The organism is Nostoc sp. 'Peltigera membranacea cyanobiont' 232 (genome assembly GCF_002245985.1).
In the GTDB taxonomy this organism is placed as follows: domain Bacteria; phylum Cyanobacteriota; class Cyanobacteriia; order Cyanobacteriales; family Nostocaceae; genus Nostoc.
The window spans coordinates 1-20,370 of sequence record NZ_NOLK01000060.1 but is presented as its reverse complement, the minus strand read 5'-3'; the positions used below and the strand labels follow the sequence as shown (position 1 = coordinate 20,370).

16 protein-coding genes, 1 tRNA gene and 1 pseudogene are annotated in these 20,370 nt (G+C 40.1%); 8 read left to right on the top strand and 10 right to left on the bottom strand.

What is annotated here, in order from left to right:
• Positions 1-59: 59 nt before the first annotated feature.
• Positions 60-461, top strand: a pseudogene (locus CDG79_RS20080) (ADP-ribosylglycohydrolase family protein); the annotation flags it as partial.
• Positions 462-535: 74 nt separating this feature from the next.
• Here the strand turns inward: CDG79_RS20080 and CDG79_RS42495 are convergent.
• From CDG79_RS42495 to CDG79_RS20065, 3 genes are all read right to left on the bottom strand, one after another.
• On the bottom strand, positions 536-1,537 hold the full coding sequence (locus CDG79_RS42495) for a transposase (protein ID WP_094343693.1): 1,002 nt from the start codon (positions 1,535-1,537) through the stop codon (positions 536-538).
• Positions 1,538-1,558: 21 nt separating this feature from the next.
• Entirely contained in the window at positions 1,559-2,410 is an 852-nt protein-coding gene (locus CDG79_RS20070) for a hypothetical protein (RefSeq protein ID WP_094343692.1), read from the bottom strand.
• A gap of 141 nt (positions 2,411-2,551) precedes the next feature.
• Entirely contained in the window at positions 2,552-3,211 is a 660-nt protein-coding gene (locus CDG79_RS20065; RefSeq protein ID WP_094343691.1) for an Npun_F0813 family protein, read from the bottom strand.
• A gap of 357 nt (positions 3,212-3,568) precedes the next feature.
• Here CDG79_RS20065 and CDG79_RS20060 point away from each other — a divergent pair.
• A tRNA-Arg gene (locus CDG79_RS20060) sits at positions 3,569-3,641 on the top strand.
• 135 nt (positions 3,642-3,776) lie between these two features.
• Here CDG79_RS20060 and CDG79_RS20055 read toward each other — a convergent pair.
• The gene (locus CDG79_RS20055; protein WP_094343690.1) at positions 3,777-4,346 is read right to left on the bottom strand and encodes a DUF2854 domain-containing protein; all 570 of its coding nucleotides are present in this window, start codon (positions 4,344-4,346) and stop codon (positions 3,777-3,779) included.
• Between the two features lie 493 nt (positions 4,347-4,839).
• Here CDG79_RS20055 and CDG79_RS42490 point away from each other — a divergent pair, with 493 nt between their 5' ends.
• Positions 4,840-5,013, top strand: a complete 174-nt coding sequence (locus CDG79_RS42490) for a hypothetical protein (RefSeq protein WP_094329394.1) — start codon at positions 4,840-4,842, stop codon at positions 5,011-5,013.
• A 134-nt stretch (positions 5,014-5,147) separates the two neighbouring features.
• Here CDG79_RS42490 and CDG79_RS20045 read toward each other — a convergent pair whose 3' ends face one another.
• Together CDG79_RS20045 and ppk1 are read right to left on the bottom strand one after the other, a co-directional pair.
• Entirely contained in the window at positions 5,148-5,564 is a 417-nt protein-coding gene (locus CDG79_RS20045; protein WP_094343689.1) for a response regulator, read from the bottom strand.
• Between the two features lie 191 nt (positions 5,565-5,755).
• Positions 5,756-7,936 carry a polyphosphate kinase 1 gene (ppk1, locus tag CDG79_RS20040; RefSeq protein WP_094343688.1) on the bottom strand — a complete coding sequence of 727 codons (2,181 nt, stop codon included), beginning with the start codon at positions 7,934-7,936 and terminating at the stop codon, positions 5,756-5,758.
• Between the two features lie 705 nt (positions 7,937-8,641).
• Between ppk1 and CDG79_RS20035 the strand changes: the two genes are divergently transcribed.
• Together CDG79_RS20035 and CDG79_RS20030 are read left to right on the top strand one after the other, a co-directional pair.
• Positions 8,642-9,049: a hypothetical protein gene (locus CDG79_RS20035; RefSeq protein ID WP_094343687.1), complete on the top strand. Its 408-nt coding sequence runs from the start codon at positions 8,642-8,644 to the stop codon at positions 9,047-9,049.
• 558 nt (positions 9,050-9,607) lie between these two features.
• Positions 9,608-10,039: a hypothetical protein gene (locus CDG79_RS20030; RefSeq protein ID WP_094343686.1), complete on the top strand. Its 432-nt coding sequence runs from the start codon at positions 9,608-9,610 to the stop codon at positions 10,037-10,039.
• A 69-nt stretch (positions 10,040-10,108) separates the two neighbouring features.
• On the opposite strand, the gene CDG79_RS20025 is transcribed toward CDG79_RS20030, so the two are convergent.
• Positions 10,109-13,501: a hypothetical protein gene (locus CDG79_RS20025; RefSeq protein WP_189525055.1), complete on the bottom strand. Its 3,393-nt coding sequence runs from the start codon at positions 13,499-13,501 to the stop codon at positions 10,109-10,111.
• Positions 13,502-14,049: 548 nt separating this feature from the next.
• On the opposite strand from CDG79_RS20025, the gene CDG79_RS20020 reads away from it, so the two are divergent.
• On the top strand, positions 14,050-15,525 hold the full coding sequence (locus CDG79_RS20020) for a sensor histidine kinase (protein WP_094343685.1): 1,476 nt from the start codon (positions 14,050-14,052) through the stop codon (positions 15,523-15,525).
• Between the two features lie 321 nt (positions 15,526-15,846).
• Positions 15,847-16,590, top strand: coding sequence for a hypothetical protein (locus CDG79_RS20015; protein ID WP_094343684.1), 744 nt, complete (start codon positions 15,847-15,849; stop codon positions 16,588-16,590).
• A 44-nt stretch (positions 16,591-16,634) separates the two neighbouring features.
• Here CDG79_RS20015 and CDG79_RS20010 read toward each other — a convergent pair whose 3' ends face one another.
• Together CDG79_RS20010 and CDG79_RS20005 are read right to left on the bottom strand one after the other, a co-directional pair.
• On the bottom strand, positions 16,635-17,708 hold the full coding sequence (locus CDG79_RS20010) for a tetratricopeptide repeat protein (RefSeq protein WP_189525054.1): 1,074 nt from the start codon (positions 17,706-17,708) through the stop codon (positions 16,635-16,637).
• Between the two features lie 98 nt (positions 17,709-17,806).
• Complete coding sequence (locus tag CDG79_RS20005) at positions 17,807-18,436, bottom strand: RNA polymerase subunit sigma-70 (protein WP_094343683.1); 630 nt, start codon at positions 18,434-18,436, stop codon at positions 17,807-17,809.
• A 197-nt stretch (positions 18,437-18,633) separates the two neighbouring features.
• On the opposite strand from CDG79_RS20005, the gene CDG79_RS20000 reads away from it, so the two are divergent.
• Complete coding sequence (locus CDG79_RS20000; protein ID WP_094343682.1) at positions 18,634-19,230, top strand: glyoxalase-like domain protein; 597 nt, start codon at positions 18,634-18,636, stop codon at positions 19,228-19,230.
• An 87-nt stretch (positions 19,231-19,317) separates the two neighbouring features.
• Here the strand turns inward: CDG79_RS20000 and CDG79_RS19995 are convergent, their stop codons facing one another.
• Positions 19,318-19,803, bottom strand: coding sequence for a CRR6 family NdhI maturation factor (locus CDG79_RS19995; protein WP_094329402.1), 486 nt, complete (start codon positions 19,801-19,803; stop codon positions 19,318-19,320).
• Between the last annotated feature and the right edge of the window lie 567 nt (positions 19,804-20,370).

Sequence of the window (20,370 nt, the reverse complement as noted above, 5' to 3'; positions counted from 1 at the left end):
CAGTAAAGGGGATTGGGGATTGGGGACTGGGCATTGCAAAAAAATGGATAAAGTCGAGCTTGGAAGGGGCTGACCTTCAAACAGCTTATTTACAAGCACTGCAAGATATCCAAACAATATATTCTGTTCGAGAATTTTTGTTAGAGAAGCCGCATTTTGGCAGAATTTTTAGTGGTGAGATTGGCAAGTTACCAGTTGAAGAGATTAATTCTGGTGGCTATGTGATTGATACCTTGGAATCGTCCCTGTGGTGCTTATTAAATAGCTCGTCTTATTCCGAAGCAGTGCTGAAAGCTGTCAACTTAGGCGGAGATACCGATACTACTGCTGCTGTCACTGGTGGGTTAGCGGGAATTTATTATGGGGTGGAAAATATTCCCCAAAAATGGGTGAACAAAATTGCCCGTAGACAAGACATTATCTACTTGGCAGAGCGTTTTGCAAGGGCTGTCTATAGTTGAAGGGACTAGAGACTGGGGACTGGGGACTGGGAACACAAGGGGAATAACCAATGCCCAATGCCCCATACCCAATCTTAAACCGTAGACAAGGAATAGACCTGACCATCAATCAACAGTCGTGTAATGCCTTTAGCTTGGAGATGAGTCCGAGCCTTATGAAGCATTTTACTATCAGGAACTTTAATCACGCGATCGCGCTTGGTAGAAAAGCGCTTTGCAACGCGATGATTATCAAACACCGGCAGAGTTCTCTGCTGGGTTTCCAGACTGGGAATTTGCCCTAAATCACCAAAGTCCTTGAGGGGTCGGGTAATTAATTCCGAAGAACGGTCAATTACCAAATAGCACGTTTTCGGCAAATTGGCTATCGACAGAGGTAAAACTTGAACCGATGCTTCACCTGGTCTTCTTTTTGTGACTAACGGCCTTTCATCATCCAGGTCATCATCATCGAAGTCTTCTTCCTCAAAGTCGTCATCTTCTAAATCATCATCTTCTAAATCGTCCAAATCTTCTGATTCGTCTAGCAAATCTTCGCCCAGCATGTGCGCGATGATAGCCGCTCCTGGATGTTCATTCTTTAGCGGTGGGATAGAGATGCTGACTATTTCCGGCGGCTTTTGCTCTGGAGTTTCTAATTTCTCTGTGACTCTGAGCTTCGGTTTTTCCGCCGCCGAGGGGCGACGGCGCACCCGTCTAGCAGCGAGAGACTCTGCCGTTTCCTCTGAGAAAAGTTCCTGCTCTACATGAATTATGCGACGTGGTAATGGCTCAACCTTTGGTACTTCTAAGGGTTGGATTTCGATGGGTGGAACTTCTATCTCCGGCTCCGGCTCCGGTTGAGTCAGTAGAGGTAACTGCTCGTAGCTTACCTGCGCCCTGCCTTCAGGAGTTCTCGCAGCCCGCTTTAATGAGACTAAGTATTCATACTCATCCTCTGGCAAAGTGCTTTTGAGCAGGCGACTAATTGTCGAGTTACTCACACCATAGCGTTCTGCCAAAGTTGAGGTTGTTTCGGCAGTCTCTCGATATAACTTAAGAATTTCTTGCTTGTCAGAGTCTGTTAGTTTTCTCACGGTAGATACCAAAAATCTTTACTAAGCTCGTTTACGTCCACTGGTACGGCGCGTTCGTCTTAGTGATGCGTCATATTCTAAGACAGCGCCCATACCAAATAACACTCCACTAAATACCCAAAACACTTCTAATATCTCCCCACTTTGATAGTTGGGGCCTTGGGCGTATTTAAACCACATATCTGCAATGTAAAGCGAAAAGGCCGCGGCTGCAATCATTCGCCAAGACTGGGAAACTCTTCCCCCCCAAAAGGCTAACAGCAGAGTGGTAGCAATAATTAACAGAAAGACATCGCTAACTATGTAAAACCAATTCAAAATAGCGACTAGCAGTTCTGAGGGTCTTTCTTGCTGCATAGAAATCCACCATGCCAACAAACTACCGAATACTGCAATTGCTAACACAATTAGCCACTGCCATTTTTCCAGATTGATTCGCCTGGAAGCCACAGCTAAAATCATGCCTGCGCCAAGGAATAGATAATTCAGTACAAAAAATATATCGCCTACAGACACGTCTGGTTCATCTTTTAAAATTATTTCGGTATATCCGAAAATTATCCCCCCAACGAAATAGGAAAGCATACCTAAGCCAATCAAGAGCCAAACATTTCGCCCACTGACGATTTGTGGACTCAGCCAGTTCCTCAAGCATAAGATACTGGCACCCAAATAAGCTAAAGCTTCAAAAATATTTGTGCCAATCACATACCATTCGGCCCGGGTTTCTATGCCATCAGCTCCGGGAACTTTGGCACTAAACAACAAAAAGTATAGCAGTGCCAGTACGGCCCAGCCAATATTAGCTAAAACAATGTTCTGAGTATTGAAAATGGATTTAGAAAGGGAAGAATTCTCGTAAGAGTTATTCATAGGACAAGACTTATGTAGATGCACTCTGGCAGTATTTTGATTTAAAGGACTGTATATCTAGCAGTGTATCTGCCAGGTAACACACAATCGGACACCAAAAGCAAGTGCTAGTAGCCGGAATTTTGTTAAAAAATTTCCATGCTACTGCCACAGTTTACCCAGTGGCGATTGATTTAGCCAAGTGATAAACAGCGATCGCTCGGCTTCTGGCATATCTTCTAGCTTATAAATCACTTGTTTGGTAAAATTAGCATTGCCAAAATACGCCTTTCCTAATCGATGCAGTTCTTGTAACAAGATAACTACATGATTTTCTTGCCAATCAGGTATTTTGGCTGTCGGCAAAGGATTAGTAGATACCAAATATTTAACTGTTTCTAGAGAAGATACTTGAGGAAATTGCTTCTGCTTTAAGACCTCCGCAATATCTTTTTCAAATAAAGCAGCTTGCCTAGCACCTAAAAACTCTTCAATGTCGATAGAAACACCCTGCAACAGCAAAATACTGGCTTGGATTAAAATCGCCGTTTTGCCATGACCACCTGTGTCACCATCCAGCTGCTCTAAACGGATTTTACCCCAGACGCTAAAACGTTCCGGTTCCTCCAGCAAAACACAGGCTTTACCCCGGTTATCCGTTAATTCTCTCCATAAGGCTCTAGCTTCTTCTTCTTGACTAGCTTTGAAAACACTAATCAAGCGAAAAGTTTGCCCTTGATAATTAAGGATCGGCACCTGCTGATCCTTTTTTGGGTGCTGAATGCTTGATATTTCAACATCCTGCCGTTTGAGAATAAACATGGCACTAGCAAATAACTCCTCACAGGGGCACTCTTAATATGGAATATATAATGGCATTTGGCAGTATCGCCAAGGCTGAAATTACCTAGCATACTGTGGGAATCGGCCTAGCGATCGCCAGATCCTTCCCGAAGGTAGTCGCCCAGAGGAGGTTGGCGTTAACAGGCAAAGAACCCCTTGACAACTCAATATATCTAAACCAATACTCCATCTGTTTCGTTTTTAGTGTAAATTGACTAGCTAGCGACTAGCATCTTAGCCTTGCTAGCAGGAAATCTGCAATTTTCGATTGCTTCTTGGTAGGTGAAGAGGATATAATATTTTGGATGACTCTTTTGGGAGCCATTATTTTATGTTGGGCGCGTAGCTCAGTGGATAGAGCCACGGATTTCTAATCCGTTGGTCGCAGGTTCGAACCCTGCCGCGCTCGTTTTAACTTAATACGAACCCTCAAGCACCGTGAAGTGATATGATAATTTCCACGTTTGAGGGTTTGTTATTGCTGCATCATACCAAGAACAAAGGCGATATTGCTGCTACCAAAGCGATCGCACTTTGTCTTTGACTATTGACTACTTACTAGCGACTCTTTTGGAGTATTAATCAGCGCTAGCTCAATAGTATTTTCTGATGGCTGCGTTATTTGAATTTCCAATCCAGGGCCAAAATATTTGGTCATTTTTTCCTGCTTTTTTTGCCACTCATCAATTGGTATTAGCGGTGAATCAAATTCTAAAATTAGGGCATAGTTACCATTGATTTCTTTTTCTTGTAACCCTGTGACTGTTGGTCGTTCCTGGTCTGTGGGACTTAAACCTAGAAAAGAAAGTGTTGTATCTAAATGAGCATCTTGACCGTAACAATATCGGGTGATATCTTTGCGAATTTTATTTTGAGTATCAGTTGCTTGCTGTTGGCGCAATATCAATGCTGACGGTGATGTAGTTTGGGTAAAAGGAACTGGCTTGAGTTCATTAGCTTTCAGTGCCAGCCCTCCCAACAATAGAGGAATCCCGTAAAAAAATCCGACAAGATTGAGTGTGGCATTATTACCAGCATAGGCGACAAAGCCAATGATGGTTAATATACCGCCGATAGTTAAACCGAGTGTTCCCAAAGAGATTTTGCGTAGCATGAGCTTAAATTAATATAAATTCTGAATACCCTCAATACAATTTCCAAAAATCTTGGTAACAAATAAATCGGCTGTAGGGGCGTATATATGTCATTATTGTCGACTTAAGGTAAAAGCCAGTCTCTAATAAACTTTTAAAGATTGTCTCCCCAAGAGTCTCTGACTAGGGAATGCCTAGCCTCCGTCTTAAACAAGGTTTTAGAGGAGTTCTAGTTTAAGTTGACAAATAGACAGCAGTACGATCCTACCAACGTACTTATAGCAGGAATTTTGTGAAAAGGTATCAGTTTTATTATCATCGGCTATGAGTAACAAATTAGGGAAGAGTATTAGCTAAAGCCACCAAGTGGGTGGTATAAATAAAAAGCCATATCCTCGGATCTATCTCTTGAGCGTTTAATATTTAATTAGGTTGACCTACTTAAACACCCCAGAATGCTTGGTTTTAAGTTAACTTAAAACTTAAAGGTAGTTTAAAGATCGGGAAAAAATAATGGATTTACAGACTATAAAAGAACGGATTGTCGCAGTTCAAAGTAAACGCGATTACCTGTTAAGCCTACTGGAGCAACCAAATCTGGGAACTTTGAGGGTTGACGTAAATCAGGCTTTAGAAGAACTGGATGAATTAATTGATGAATTTAGACGCACCATTTCGGTAGAGTAGAAATTATCAAAAAGAGCGTCGATTTAACCCTAAACTTCAGGTTATATTATACCGACGCTCTTCAGTACTATTGTGTCCTTAAATCCCCAGAATTGAACTAAGCCTGAGTTGGCGAAGCAACATAGCTGTATCATTTATCCTGCGACCGAACCATCTGCTGCACGCTGACCTAACTGCCTAACTAAGGCAATGAGTTCGCTTGTTGGTACATCTTTCTTGCAAACATCATCAAAGCTAGACATTGCCTTCTTCCCCTGAAAATTTACATCTTCCACTGAGGAATAAGCAAGGATTTGGGTGTTCGGAGATATAGCTTTAATGTGACTAGACGCACTCCAGCCATCCATGACTGGCATCTGTAAATCTAGAACAATCACGTCAGGATGGCAGCGTTTAACCATTTCTATAGCTTCTTCACCATTACTGGCTAAACCTACTACTTGAATATTTTCCTGGCAAGAAAAAACTAATTGTAAGGTTAAACGAGTCAGCTCGTGGTCATCAACTACTAGAACACGCAAGGTAGAAAGCTCACAGGATAACATTAACATCGAGGGGAAAGACAAATTTATTCAGAATAACCTCTCTACTTTATCCGAACAAGTGCCAGCACTGAATCTATCGAATGGTTGAATAATTTGCTTAAACCTATGACAAACAACTTAGATAACTTTTGAAAAAATTAAAGTTTTCTAAAAGCAACTAAGTTGAGCTAGTTGTCACGGTAGAACGTACTAGTTCTTTAATCAATCAGGTTTGAGGCTAGGCCAGTTGACCGTAATACCATATTCATGAGAATTTTTTGTGAATTAGCTTCTGGAGAATCATCATAGGGACGGCGTTGAATGTAGCTGCCATCGGCTTGTAATTCCCAAGCTTGGCGATTATCTGCAAGCATAATTCCCATAATTTCTTGTAAATCCTTCGCAATGTCAGGGTCTTTCACTGGGGCGATTACTTCTACTCGGCGATCTAGGTTGCGGCGCATCCAGTCGGCACTACCGATAAAGATTTCCTCTTGTGTATTGTTATGGAAATAATAAATCCGAGAGTGTTCTAAAAAGCGACCGATGATGCTAATGATGCGAATATTTTCACTAATATCTTTGAGTCCTGGACGCAAACAACAAACGCCCCTAATAATTAAGTCGATTTGCACTCCGGCGCGGGAAGCTTCATATAAAGTGGCGATAATTTCTGGATCGACTAGGGAATTCATTTTGGCAACAATGCGTCCAGAAAACCCGTTTTGGACATTTTCAATTTCTCGGTGAATTAGTGCTAAAAAGCGATCGCGCATATTCACCGGTGCAACCAGCAACTCTCGATAAGACTTTTGTAGTGAGTATCCTGTCAAGAAATTAAATAGATCCGTGATGTCAGCACCTAATTCTTCACGGCAACTAAATAATCCCAAATCTGTATACAGTCGTGCTGTTTTGGGGTTATAGTTACCAGTGCCAATATGCACATAGCGACGTATCCGGTCTTTTTCGCGCCGTACCACCATGACGGTTTTACTGTGGGTTTTCAGTCCCACTAAACCATAGACTACATGAACTCCAACTCTTTCTAGCCGTTTTGCCCAGTAAATATTATTTTCCTCATCAAATCGCGCCTTTAATTCCACCAACACGGATACCTGCTTGCCATTTTCGGCGGCAGCAATTAAGGCGTTGACTATGGGTGAGTCGCCAGAAGTCCGATAAAGTGTCATCTTGATAGCTAACACATCCGAGTCGTAGGCCGCATGGGTAATAAAGCGCACTACTGTCGCCGAAAAAGATTGATATGGATGGTGTACTAGTAAATCCTTTTCTCGAATCACAGCAAAAAAGTCTTTTCCTTCGTCTGTCTCCAGTGCATCTGGATCTAAACTTGGTTCCCTCAGCCTTTGCAGGCGTAATGGTACAACAGATTGGCGTGGAGGATCTTTGAGTTCCGGCAATGGCAAGGCCATAAAAGACATCAAATCCCGCAATCCCAAAAGACCGTCTACTTCGTAGAGATCGCTTTCTGTTAATTCCAAATCGTGCAATAATCGCGATCGCACTATTTCAGGAGTCTGGGATTGAATTTCTAGCCTGACTGGACTTCCACCCAATCGCCGTTTTCGCAATTCCTGTTCAATCGCTAATAGCAAATCATCTGCTTCATCTTCTTCTAATACCAAATCGTTATCACGGGTAATGCGGAACGGATGATATTCTTGAATGTTCATCCCTGGAAATAGAGATTCCAAGTTATGAGCGATCGCTTGTTCTAAAGATACTCCAGTCCAGTGGGTAGGTTTGTCATTATTTTGATCTCCCAATTCAGGCGGAATCGGTAAAAATCGTGGTAATACGCTAGGGACTTTAACTCTGGCAAAGAATTCTTCTTCAGTGTCTGGGTTTTTAACTACCACAGCAAGATTCAGACTGAGATTAGAAATAAAAGGAAACGGATGACTAGGATCAACAGCCAAAGGGGTCAAAACTGGAAATATATGTTCCTCAAAATAGTTATTTAGATGAGTGCGCTGTTTTTGATTCAAATCTATGTAATCCAGAATATGGATGCCATGATTTGCTAATAATGGACGAAGTATTTCCTCAAAATGTTGATGCTCTTTCTTTACATGAGGAATCAGGGTAGACCTAATATCGTCTAGCTGTTGTTGTGGTGTCCGACCATCGGGAGTTAATAGGCTGACTTTCGCCTCTACTTGTTGTTTTAAACCAGCAACCCGCACCATGAAAAATTCATCTAAATTAGAGTTGAAGATTGCTAAAAACTTGAGGCGTTCGAGAAGCGGCGTGCGATCGTCACAGGCTTCATGTAACACCCTGCCATTAAATTCTAACCAGCTTAACTCTCGGTTAAGATAATATTGTGGATCGCTGAGATTGATGGGGGTAGCGCTTTTCTTAGATTTTGCCATAATGACCTAAGGGCAGGCAGATATAGCCGATTGAATTGGGGGACAATAAACATATTAAGTTAAAGGGTGCTTGAGCAGAACGCTGAAGCAATTTTTGGTCATATTGATTCTTTACCTCCTACTGATCAGGAATCAATATCATACTTAATCAAAAATCTATTTGTATTTAAATAACTTCAGTCAAAGACTCAAAAATAAACCTTCTCCCAAAGGGAGAGGCTAACGCCAAGGGGTCTCCCCAAATGGAGCAACTGGTGTGGGTTAAGGGGGGATCTAAAAGTGCCTAAAATCACAGCAAAACACTTGTTCATTCAACCTCTAAGATTTAGCAAAGATATGACATAGGCGTTTATGACAATTGCTGACGAATTCTCAAGCGGTGTTTACATAGGATTATGGTGTTAGAAGCAGTCTAAAGCCTTACCTGTAGTGCTTTCTGAATTAGAATTTAAAAATTCCAATCTTTAGTAATTATTAAAACAACTTATATACAGACATTAAGTAGATACAAGCTTTTTTTTAACTCTATTTTTATGAGATTTTCCTTACTATTACTCAAATCAAGGCTAAGATATCAATGTATTCGTCTTTTTTATTTAGGACTCTGAAATTTTTAAAAATTTCAGTATTATTGCTGGGATATTTCTGGTAAGCAATGGTTATATTGAAAACGCAAAGATAAACAACACGAGGAGTTTGTTAATCATGAAAATTTCTGCGATCGTTAAAGGCGGCATCTGCTTATTAGGTTTGGTTGGCGTTGGTAATATCCTGGCTGCACCAGCAAGTGCAGATCAAGCTTCTGCACGGGGTGCGGTTACAATAGTTAGACCATCAGGTTCCTCTCTCAGCGTCAGTGCTGAGTTGGTTGCAGCTCCGGGTACAGACTTTACCGCACTAGATGTTGTCGTTAATGGTAATACTGGCCCAGGTACAAACCAAGAAGTTGTTACAGGACTCACATTAACCCCAACAACTGGAACATCTTCAACCACACCTCCCACCACAATTTCAGCAGCTATTGCAGCACAGATTGCTGCTGGTAGTTTTACAAATGTTGAAGACTTAGCAGCCCTTGTCAGAGCAGCTGGTGCTGGTGGCGGTCTAGAGTAGATTTAATTTTTGCATCGTAAGTACTTACAAAATTTTTAACAACTCACAGAACAGTTGAATAAATTAATAGATCGTAGGGAGGAGAAATAGCAATGCTATATCTGTTCCCTATATTTATTTTGTGGCTCAGATTCCCGACTTCTTAAAAAAAGTCGGGAATCTTGTTGTACGGGTGCTTTCGTAGGGGCACATAGTTCCTCCTACCTTCTGTTACAAACTCCGATACAAAGATTACATTTTTCCTTTGTGCTTTGCGTAAGTTCTAGAATTATCATGCGACTCCTCATCAATCCTTTACATAGCTTTAGTGATATCAATATAAACCCTGAAACTCCTAGAAAATAATGAATCGAGCGCTTACGTAACAATACCAACCCTCAAAATGTTCATCGTTAACAAAACGCTCATATCAGGGATTCTATATTTTTATCTGACGAGAGTAATAAAAAAAGATAAAGACAGATTCCGCCTCTACTTTTGCTAGTAGAGGTTAATTTTGCATTTTCAAGCAAAATCTGGAAACAAGCTAAGGCGAAGAACATGAGGAGTTTATAAAACATGAATAGGTTATCAAAAAAATTATCTATAATTTTTCAGGGAAGTATCTGTCTATTAGGTTTAATAAATGTAGGAAACTTTTTAGGCAAACCAGCAAATGCACAACAAGCTACTGCTCGTGGCGCTGTTACTCTTATTAGACCTTCTGGTAGTTTTCTCAGTGTCAGTGGCGAGGTAACTTTACCTTCTGGCTCTTCCTTTAACGGAGGTTTAACAATTTCTCCTACCTATGGAGGTATCGCAGGTGGAAATGACGAAACCATAACTAGTCTGACTATAACTCCAGGATTAGTTCAAACTACTACACTTTCTAATCCAAGCTCATTTATTGATACAACAGCGAATTTATTAAAAAATACCACTTCTGTTGAAGATTTAACAACTATAATCCGAGCGGGCGCTGGTAATAATGGCTTAGGTGGTTTAGATTAAACAGAATTGACAAACTAAAAACCTTAGATTCCCAAATTTTTTAAAGTTGGGAGATATTTTGTGATGCTATCAAAATCGATAACCACCTTGAAGCTCTATGTCAAATCCATTCTCACCTGTACCAATTTGTGTTTCTATAAACACACTATTATCTGGAAAACTATGCCTCAGAATAACTCCATAGTTGAAGCCAGAAACTCGGCTACTCAAACCCAGATTATTAATACTATAATTTTTCAAATAAATACCAGCAGAAATATTTTTGCTGACTCGGTGTAAGCCTTGAAATTGAAAGAAATACTCTTTACCCATTTCTAAACTTGTCTTGATGTTCAAACCATGACTAGTACTAAATTCTCCATTGAAAAGACCTAAAAAATCCCCATTGCTATTATTCTCAATAAAAGCGATACCAGGAGCTAAAGAAAAACCGAAATTTCTTTCTTGATGCTGATATAAATAACTTAAATAAGTGGAAAAAGGATTATTTCTATTAGAGGCACTATTCCAATCAACTCTCAAGTATGGTACATGCGTATTAACAGCGACAGGTTTTTTGGCCGAATTTAACCGCACATCAGTTTTAATATAATTAAGAAGTATATTAGTGTAGAAACCTAAAGTTGGTTCTTCTATGCCTAAATTATTATTAGAAACGCCTGGTGCTGAGTTAGCATCTATATTAAACCACGTTCCGACATTGGCACTATAGTTAAAATTTCCAGAAGAACCGGCTGCTAATAATTCAACTGTTGGCAAAGATAGATAACCGTTAAAGCTATTAAAACTAACACCTATTTTGTCAACTCTAGTGAGTTCCATATAATCGAATGCTAAATCGGCTGCTCGCACCTGTATCGGTACTATCGTCGAATCTGCTGAATTAAATTTTTCTACAAATTGTTGTCCTTGGGCATTTGTCAAAATTACTTCGGCAGCAGAGGATTCATTAACAGGATCAATGGAAGTATCATTTAAAGGAATTGGAAGACCAATATAAGTCAAAGGGCCAAATTTTTCATTAGAGAGCCTGAGATCGGAAAAGAATGTATTACCTTCATTTAAAATAGAAATATCTCTTTCAAGAAACTGAACTGCTCGTTTGTGGTTTCCCGTTCTTATTTGCAAGATACTAGAGTTCTTAGGAGTTACTTGACTAGGAAATGTGTAAGTTCCAGATACCTGCTCTAGTCCACTAGATGCATTGGCATAAGATAAAGTGCGATTCAACCTGTTATTGATTTGTCTTCTTTGTTCAGATGTAGCAGTTGTATTTAAAGAAGTAAAATCTTCTCCATTCTTCAGCTTTTCTCTAGCTTCCTGTAAACCTTGTTGAATATTATCAATTTTAATAGCTTCAAAAACTTCACCTAATAGTAAACCTAATGTAGAATTTACTGATTGAATAGCATCAAGGCTAGTATCGCTGAATTTAGCTGTGAGAGATAACCCTGGGGCAGAAAAAATATTAGAATAAGTAGCTTTAATGGCAACTGGATCGTATTGAATTAAGCTGCGATTATGAGGACGACTAACATACAATCTATGCCAATCTGAACTTTCTTGGGTTTGGGATAGTGTCTCAAATACAGGTTGTCTTCTCCCTAAAGATACCCATTGTAAAGAGTTAAGATAATGGTAGTCTTTCTGAGATTGAGAGAGAAAAGGATTGACTGCTACATTTAACAAGTCAAAGTTATCAAATTTGCCAAGTTGAGCAACCTTAATACCTGGTAAGGAAGAAACAGGAGCAGTAAAACCAAAACCTTCTCCCGTCAATATATTTCCCCAGGAGATACCAGCAGCTTCTAAGGCACTATTAGGAATAACTTCACCTATTTTGAGTTTGACATTTCCACCATCTAATAAAGGCTGTATGTTCGTCGTTGGAAAGCCTTGCAAAATTTTGGGAGCATTGACAGCATCTAAAGCTTGAAATAAAGCTTGTCCACCATCAACGCTCAAAGTAGAGCCGCTACCAATAGCTAGAATAGGATTTCTTAGAACTGTGACATTAGGATTGTTTTCATTAATTCCACTATTAATAGTAACTCTGCCGGCAGGTACGCCTTCAGGATTTACCAATTGTCCGGCTATTGAGGTTATAGAAAAATTCTGAGCATCAACGGTTCCAAATAAATTCTGAAAATCTGTAGGTATAGCGAATAGAGTTTGCAATCCCCAAAATGCCTGTTGTGAGGTTACATTTTGGGTAATATAAGTATTAGTTTCTCTTCCCTGAGACAGAATGCCAATTTGGGAGCCTTTAGTTTCAACTACTATTCTATTATTATCAAGAACCCAGTAAAACTGGTCAGCTTTGGGAAATTTAGCATAAGTAAACTTATTAATAATCTGATTGTCTCCAGAAAATTTTAAACTTATATCCGTATCTATATAATTTTCATTCTCATTTGGCTTAAATAATTCTGTAGAAAAAGTAAGATTATCGGTAGGATTAACAATCCAAGGATACTTATTAGCACTAAATGTCAGAGCATCAATAATTATTTTTTGTTGTTGTGTTTGTTGTTGCTTTTTTGAACGACGTAGCTTTTGTATTAGTATTTGTTGTGCTGGTACATTCGGTTTAGTTGTATTAGGCTTAGTCTGTTCTTCACCTTCATCAGGTGGCTTGGGAGGTTCTACTTTATACTCTTCAATTGGGATAACATCAGCTATAGTGAATTCGGATAACTGTTTAATTTTCTGCAAGTTAGAGTTAGCATCTTTTAAGGTTTCTTTTAACAGGGCTTTGCTTTCAGGACTATCTACTTTATCTGAATTTAGCAAACTCCGATCGCTAAGATTTGCATTATTTGCCGCGATTACCTCAATTGGGATAACATTAGCTCTAGTAAATTCGGATAACCGTTTAGTTTTCTGCAAGTCAGAGTTAGCATCTTTTAAAGTTTCTTTTAACTGGGCTTTGCTTTCAGGACTATCTCCTTTATCTGAATTTAGCAAACTCCGATCGCTAAGATTTGCATTATTTTCCGCAATTACGTCAATTGGGATAACATTAGCTCTAGTAAATTCTGATAACCGTTTAGTTTTCTGTAAGTCAGAGTTAGTATCTTTTAAAGTTTCTTTGAACTGGGCTTTGCTTTCAGGACTATCTCCTTTATCTGAATTTAGCAAACTCCGATCGCTAAGATTTGCATCATTTTCCGCGATTAGCTCAATGGGAATTAATTTTGAAAGTTGTTTATTTTTCTGTAAGTTAGAGTCCGCCTTTTTTAAACTTTGTATTAATATAATTTTATTTTTTGAAGCATCTAGGTTCTCCGATTTTGATAACCTGTCATCACTAGCAATCTTATTTTCTGCATTCAAAGTTATATTGTTACGATCGTTAAACTCTAAGGCGATCGCAGAAAATTGAACTAGGATAACTTTGAACAGAATTGTTGAAGATAAAAAGCACGTTACAATTAATTGTAAATTTTTTTTGAATCTCATTAGTGAGATTCTTACAATTTGGTGATCCGAGATTTTACAGGTTTCCACAATAGAAATATACTGTTTGGTAGAGTGGATTCAAGAATAAAAAGCATAATCAATTCAAAATAGCGATCGCCGACTACTATTTTTACTGCAAAAATAAACTGTTGAAGCTCAAAAACGATTCATTAGTTTGTTTAAGAAAATGATTTTTTGTTGCTTACTTCAGACAAAATCAAAAATTATTTTCGTTAAAACCATATAAGCTTGAAATAAGTATTTTTGGTATTGATTCTAAGTATGTATAGACTTTGTATTGCAACCTCTCTATAAAATATTTTGAGCTTAACTCAAAGGAATTGCGATATAGATAGCCAAAGAAAATTGATTTTTATCCGGGTTGTAAAGAATTAAATAGGATTAAGCAGATTTACTGCAACAAGAGTGTAATTCTTGAGCAAAAATTAAACCTCAGCAAAACCACGAGAGCTAAAAAAGTGAGCTGCTTTTTAGCCGTATAAACACGTAATGTAAAGATATTCAATCAAAAAAGTGGGTGAAAAAATATGTTTCAGGCTACTCGCCGCCGTCTTGCAATTTGGTACACTGCTGTCACTGCGGTATTACTATTAATATTTGCTAGTGGTGTTTATTTATATGTCCGCAGTACGTTGATTGAGCGAATTGATGATACCCTCAACCATGTAGTAGAAATAGTGGAGCGTTGTCTCACAACAAGTCGTTGTGCATCTACACTCATATTTGAGCCAATTAATGCTGATGTAGATAAATTTCGCATTAATTTAGAAGCCAGTTTTCGTGAAAATGCTGACACCGTAGAAGATGACCACATCGACCTAGAATGGTTTAGTCCGTCTGGTGAATTACTGTGGTCAACACTATCCGAACCGCTAAATATTCCCATTCGTGCCAACCGCACTGGTGAAACTGTGCGCGTAGTTAAGGGAGAGAGTGAAAATTCCAAATTCTTAACTCCTCACTCCTCACTCCTCACTCAAAATTCACCACTCTTATTACGACAAATCACCCAACGCGTAGAAGTGGGGCGGCAGGTAGTAGGATATCTGCGTGTTAGTCATCCCTGGTTTGAAGTCACTAAACCCAGTCGTGAGTTAATTTTTGATTTGGCACTAGGTATTGGGTTAATGGTGATTTCCGTAGGTGCAAGTGGCTGGTTTCTTTCGGGTAAAGCAATGGAACCGGTAGGTGAATCTTATCAACGCCTCAAACAATTCACTGCTGATGCTTCTCACGAACTTAGAAGTCCCATTACTTTGATTCAAACAAATGTGCAAGTCGCCCTTGCTGACTTGGATTTAGCAGAGGTAGAAGCGACTACTTCTATGCAGTATCGGCAACAATTAAAGGTGGTGGAACGGTTAACGCAGCGTTTGGGTAAGTTAGTCAATGACTTACTATTCTTAGCACGACAGGATAGTGGGATTAGCAAAGATATCTTTTCACCTTGTCCTCTGGATGCTTTGCTGATGGAGGTAGTTGAAGAACAACAATTGTTAGTCCCCGAAAAACAAATCACTCTTTCTCTAGACTTAATCGATCCTCCTGCCTCCGAAACTAGCCCCAAATTACTAGAAAATTGGTTTACCCTTGTGGGCAATTGGGATCAACTGGTGCGGCTGTTCACAAATTTAATTGCTAATGCCTTATATTACACTCCAGTCGGTGGATGGGTAAAAGTGGAATTGGTGCGGATGGAAGGAATAAATCGCGTTTCTGGACTGCGTTATAGCAGTGCCCAGTTGCAAGTTAAAGTGAGTGATAGCGGAGTTGGAATCCCCACAGAAGCCCTACCACGGTTGTTTGACCGCTTTTATCGGGTAGATCCGGCACGGACTCATACAACTGGGAATACAGCTACAACTAATGCTACTAGTTCAGGATTGGGATTAGCGATCGCTCAAGCTATTGTCGAACATCATCAGGGTCATATTCAAGTTGAAAGTACCCAAGGCATTGGCACCACGTTTACTGTCACTTTACCAATAACTCTTGAGTCTTAATTTGGCAATAAGTTTTGGTTTCCTGCGATCCATGTAGAAAAGCAAATAAATTTCATCCTTTCTGAATTGTTTTAAATTCAAGAACTCATTAGACTTTTTGCTTGTTTTTATGACCGATCGCTAATAATTTAGCTTTTTCAGCCTTGTGGATGGAATAGTTATGTCTAATTTGAGATTATTATCTAGTCTCTAGTTAGATACAAAAAATGCCCGCCATTGATATTATCTTGGATGTACAGTGACAGATTAAATCTAATTAAATCTGCTGTTTTAAGTTTTTAAAAGAAGATTATTAGTTGGATATTTTTTCAGGAGTCAAGAATGAATACTGAGTCTCAAAATTTTCGTAAGTCTGCTGAGTTACTTGGCGCTATTTGTGGGGGATTACTGATTAGTCTGCCAGCAATTCCTCACGCATTAGCACAACAATCTACCCCTAACCTTAATCCAAGTCCCAGTATCTTTAGCGAACCACCCTATAACCGCTCCCAGTCTCCCGTACCACCAGGGCCAAGTGCTATGCCACCACGCCCAGTTCCCAGGGGTGAAGGGCAAATGTCTCCCGTACCACCAGGGCCAAGTGCTATGCCACCACGCCCAGTTCCCAGGGGTGAAGGGCAAATGTCTCCCGTACCACCAGGGCCAAGTGTTAGACCACCACGCCCAATTCCTGGCGATCGAACTCAACAGCCCTCACCAGGAGGAGTTTCCAGTGACCAACCACAACTACTACAACCACGGCAAACCCCCAGCGCAACGATCGCACTGACTAATGGTACAGTTAATATCAAGTTGGAAAATGACACTGCGGCTAATGTAACTTTCCAAGTGATTGGCGATACGGCACCGCGATCGCTACGAGGTAAGTCAAATGTAATATTGCAAGGTCTAAAAGCACCAGTAACGGTGACATTTGAACGAGAAGATCGCGGACAATTGCTAGTGACTCCACAAGCTTCTTCAGAGCCAGGAAGTTTGGAAGTTAGATTTAACGAAGCCACAAATGCAGCCCAGGGCAGAAGTGCTATGAGAATTGAACGGAACGGTTCAGTTTTCTTAAATTAATCAAACAAATTAGTACGAAAGTAGGAGAAATTTATGAATTTTCCCTACTTTCGTTGAAGCATTTGAGTTAACTGATCCCGCAATTGCACTTCTTGTTCGCTGTCTTCTAATGTCCGCGCCAGTATAATCGCCCTTTCGTAAAAATTACGAGCAGTGAGGTAATTACCTTGTTGCTTATATACCTGAGCGTAAGACTCAAAAGATTTTAATTCTTCTCGCAAATTTTGCAATTCTTTAGCGAGTGCTAAACGTTGCTCTAGTAAATCAAAGGCTCTTTCGTAGCGTCCGACAGCAGTGTGAGCTTTAACTAAACCGTCAATTGCTCGTAATTCATTAGTGCGATCGCGGCTAGTTTTAGCTGTTCGCATTGCTTCGCCATAGGTAGCAATGGTATCCTGATAATTTCCTGATGCTAGGTAAGCATCACCTAAATTATTCAGGGTATTTGCTTCACCGATGGCATCGCCCGTTTGACGGCGGAAAAGTAAAGCATTTTCATACAATTTAATCGCCTTGTTATAATCTCCCAACCTGGCAGTTACTAAACCCAAATTACTCAGAGATAGTCCTTCCCCTTCAATGTTTTTGACACCACGAGCAATTGCGAGTGCATCTTCGACTATTTTACCAGCAGCAGCAGATTCTCCTTGTTGCAGGAGAAATGTGCCGATATTATTTAGGACAAAAATCTGAGATTGGAAGTCTTTAGTATCACGAGCGATCGCTAATCCTCGTCGTAAAGCATCTTCTGCCTCTTTTGAACTACCAAGCTGAATATAAGCCTTGGCAAGCAAATTGTAAGTCAAACCTTGTGCTTTCAGGTCGCCAATTGAGTGATATAGTTCTAGTGCTTGCAAGCAAGACGCAATTGTTTTATCGGCATACCCTGAAGCATATTGTTGTTTGCCGATATTCAGCAAGCTGTCTGCTTCATCTCTGGATTGTCGCCCAACGGAACTATTTAAAGGACGGTGGAGTTGTTGCGTAATATCAGCCGCACCCGCAGTTATGGGACTCAGCAAAAAAGTAAACAGTAAAAAGCTGTATAAAAGTACCTGGGGACGAGAAATCACACCTACGCAAACTAATTGCCTGGGAAATACAAGCCGTTGTTTCATAAAAATTACCCCTAAAGTTGCGGGTTTAAGTAGAATGTCTAAGAAGAAGTTTTAAGTTTTTAAATTGAAGACAAAGAATATACGCATTTACACTTAAGTTAAGATTGAGTAAAATCTTCCCCAAAGTATATGGCGCGGATATCTGTGGGTAATTTGTCCTCTAGCATACGATAGCCTTCCTGGAGAGAATTGGCTACTTCATTGGGAGCGATCGCTTCTCCTTCAGCTTGCAGATAGGCAGCGATTCTCGTTTCACTCCAATGGAAAGTTTGAGCCATTAACACGATTAATCGTAAAACACCTGGTAGTTGGTCTAATGCTTGTTGTACATAGCACCATAGCGGCGGCGAAGTCGCTTGCAGAGAATAATGAATTGCTTCTGTGGGTGGTAGCTTAATCTCGTTAATACAGAAAGCTGTCATATTAATTAACCAATTTTGCATGGTTAAGGCTTGCTCTCCTGATTCAGGGGTGGTTAAATTTAGTCCACCGAGTTCGTAATAGATATGCCGCCAGGTGAGGGCAAACAGATAATCTGCCTGCACAGGCGATCGCGCCGAATGCCGAATTAAGGTATACACTATGGGGCTATAGCGGCAAAAAATCACCGTAAAATACTTTCCGGCATCTGGATGGCGCTGAAACAGAGTCAGTAGTTCATGGTCAGTGTGATGAAATAGCGACTTTACCAGAGGATGATTAGCTTCAGGAAAATGAGGAATTTGCACAATTCTTTGAGTTGATAGTTGTTAAAATAGTTATGGGAATTGCACTCCCGTAGTTAATCGCATAATATCTTGGTGTTGCCCAGTTTGTAGCCCAGACTCAGACTACTTGAGTTATTGATAAACTAGAAACAAGGACTTAATTTTAGTCTTAATCCACAATAATAAAATCGATTCCCCTATAGAATCCTTATTTGTTCATGGTTATAGCAGTTAGTGTGATGTCGTTCCTGCTCAGTCCCCTTACCTTTGGTTCCTTTCTCCCTTCCCTGCCCTTAGATAGCCTGTTTTCTACCCAAGGCATTATGGTAATGCTGCTAGCAGCTTACGCTGGTGCAATGTGGATGTTCCTCACCAGTGCCCCAAAAGTACACACTGTAATGGTGTCAGATTTGGAGATTGCCCGACAGTTGTATGAAGGGCTGCTAGATTTGCCAGCAGCTGAGGTGCCTTTGCACTATTACTACAACTACGAACAAACTATAGGCGCAACTGGGATCGATCCGCTATACATGTCTACTGGGCCGAGTTTGTCAAGCAAAATGATGAGTAATGCCACTGAAGGGTTGTGGTATCAATTAAAGAAAAACACCCAGTTACACGTTATTACTGGTGCGAGTTTAGGTAGCAAGAATCAACAACGCCACGTTTGTTTTGACCACGACTGTCTAGAAATGATTTTAATGCGAGTCGAAACGCGCGGTTTGAAATTCAAGATTCGTAACCAAAAGCCCCTAAACTTTTTAGTCAAAGACTATGAAGGGCGAGTGATTGAGGTGGCTGAGGTAGCGAATTAGTCATTAAATTTTAGATGATTTTATATTGTGTGGTGCGTAGGCTGTCATAGGCATCGCGCCACACAATATTTTTTTAAGTAGCTAGTGTTAAAATATCTCAAAAAAAGCATCATCTAATTCATAACCCAGCATTTGGGCCATGGACTTCAGCCTGGAGAGGCTGGGGATATCTTGCTGTTTGAGCCAATCACCTAAAATAAAGATTTTGTGCATCAAAAATATTTCTAAGGCTTCAGGATTGTACTGGATGCCATCTTGAGAACTGAACTGATGTGGTACTAGCATGGCGGCATAACGAGCAAATTCTCCAGCTTTCCAATCTAGTAAAAATGCTAACCAGGGGTATTTGGCATCTAGGCGCACAAACCACAGCCGCACCTCTGGAATTTCTGAGAGTTCCCGTGGATCGCCAGGTTCGAGATCGTAATTGATGTCAAAGCGTAGCTGTTGTTCGTGGGATGCAACCCCATCTTGCAGCCATTGTTCAATCACCGGTGAGGCAGGCGATAGATCGAGATTGTTAATGAAGTCATTATTGAGTGCGATCGCAATTGTCTTTGACTCAGCAGCCACTTTCTTTTTGCTCAACTGTAGGATCGAGAATCTACAGTAGCAGCTTTCAGGGATTGACGCTACATTGACCTTGAGAAATTAATTGGTATTTACTAATACTTTTTGCTGATAATTTGGTCAACCTATCCAAGCTTTTGAAACAAATTTTACCTTCTCAAATTTATTTGATACTTTTACTTAGTTTTTGCTGGTTATCATAAATATGTATATAGCTGCTAGCTTTGAGATGAGCCGCTAGCGATGCCTGTGGCGGGCTACGCCTACGCCACTCACGGACATCAAATTTTTATTCAGTTAAATGTTACTTTCGTAATTGCGATAAATACTCACATTTAACTAAGCAATTACTACACAATTTACATAGTATTCCATTAGCATCAGCCTACTTGGCCCGGATTTCTCACCACACCTCTCAAAGCCCGTGCTTGTGCAGGGGAGCAGGGTTATGGCATCCTTAGCCAGGAAATTGAAGAACTGGCGATCGCAATTTTGCGTCGGGAGCAAAAGCACAAGTTTTCTTTTGAAGTTTTGTTCCAACGGCTTTTGTCTTTCTGGCGTGCTTACTGT

Excerpts from the sequence above, each read along its gene's own strand:
- CDG79_RS20070 (WP_094343692.1), bottom strand. The coding sequence starts at position 2,410 with ATGAATAACTCTTACGAGAATTCTTCCCTTTCTAAATCCATTTTCAAT.
- CDG79_RS20065 (WP_094343691.1), bottom strand. The coding sequence starts at position 3,211 with ATGTTTATTCTCAAACGGCAGGATGTTGAAATATCAAGCATTCAGCAC.
- CDG79_RS20055 (WP_094343690.1), bottom strand. The coding sequence starts at position 4,346 with ATGCTACGCAAAATCTCTTTGGGAACACTCGGTTTAACTATCGGCGGT.
- CDG79_RS42490 (WP_094329394.1), top strand. The coding sequence starts at position 4,840 with ATGGATTTACAGACTATAAAAGAACGGATTGTCGCAGTTCAAAGTAAA.
- CDG79_RS20045 (WP_094343689.1), bottom strand. The coding sequence starts at position 5,564 with ATGTTAATGTTATCCTGTGAGCTTTCTACCTTGCGTGTTCTAGTAGTT.
- ppk1 (WP_094343688.1), bottom strand. The coding sequence starts at position 7,936 with ATGGCAAAATCTAAGAAAAGCGCTACCCCCATCAATCTCAGCGATCCA.
- CDG79_RS20035 (WP_094343687.1), top strand. The coding sequence starts at position 8,642 with ATGAAAATTTCTGCGATCGTTAAAGGCGGCATCTGCTTATTAGGTTTG.
- CDG79_RS20030 (WP_094343686.1), top strand. The coding sequence starts at position 9,608 with ATGAATAGGTTATCAAAAAAATTATCTATAATTTTTCAGGGAAGTATC.
- CDG79_RS20025 (WP_189525055.1), bottom strand. The coding sequence starts at position 13,501 with ATGAGATTCAAAAAAAATTTACAATTAATTGTAACGTGCTTTTTATCT.
- CDG79_RS20020 (WP_094343685.1), top strand. The coding sequence starts at position 14,050 with ATGTTTCAGGCTACTCGCCGCCGTCTTGCAATTTGGTACACTGCTGTC.
- CDG79_RS20015 (WP_094343684.1), top strand. The coding sequence starts at position 15,847 with ATGAATACTGAGTCTCAAAATTTTCGTAAGTCTGCTGAGTTACTTGGC.
- CDG79_RS20010 (WP_189525054.1), bottom strand. The coding sequence starts at position 17,708 with ATGAAACAACGGCTTGTATTTCCCAGGCAATTAGTTTGCGTAGGTGTG.
- CDG79_RS20000 (WP_094343682.1), top strand. The coding sequence starts at position 18,634 with ATGGTTATAGCAGTTAGTGTGATGTCGTTCCTGCTCAGTCCCCTTACC.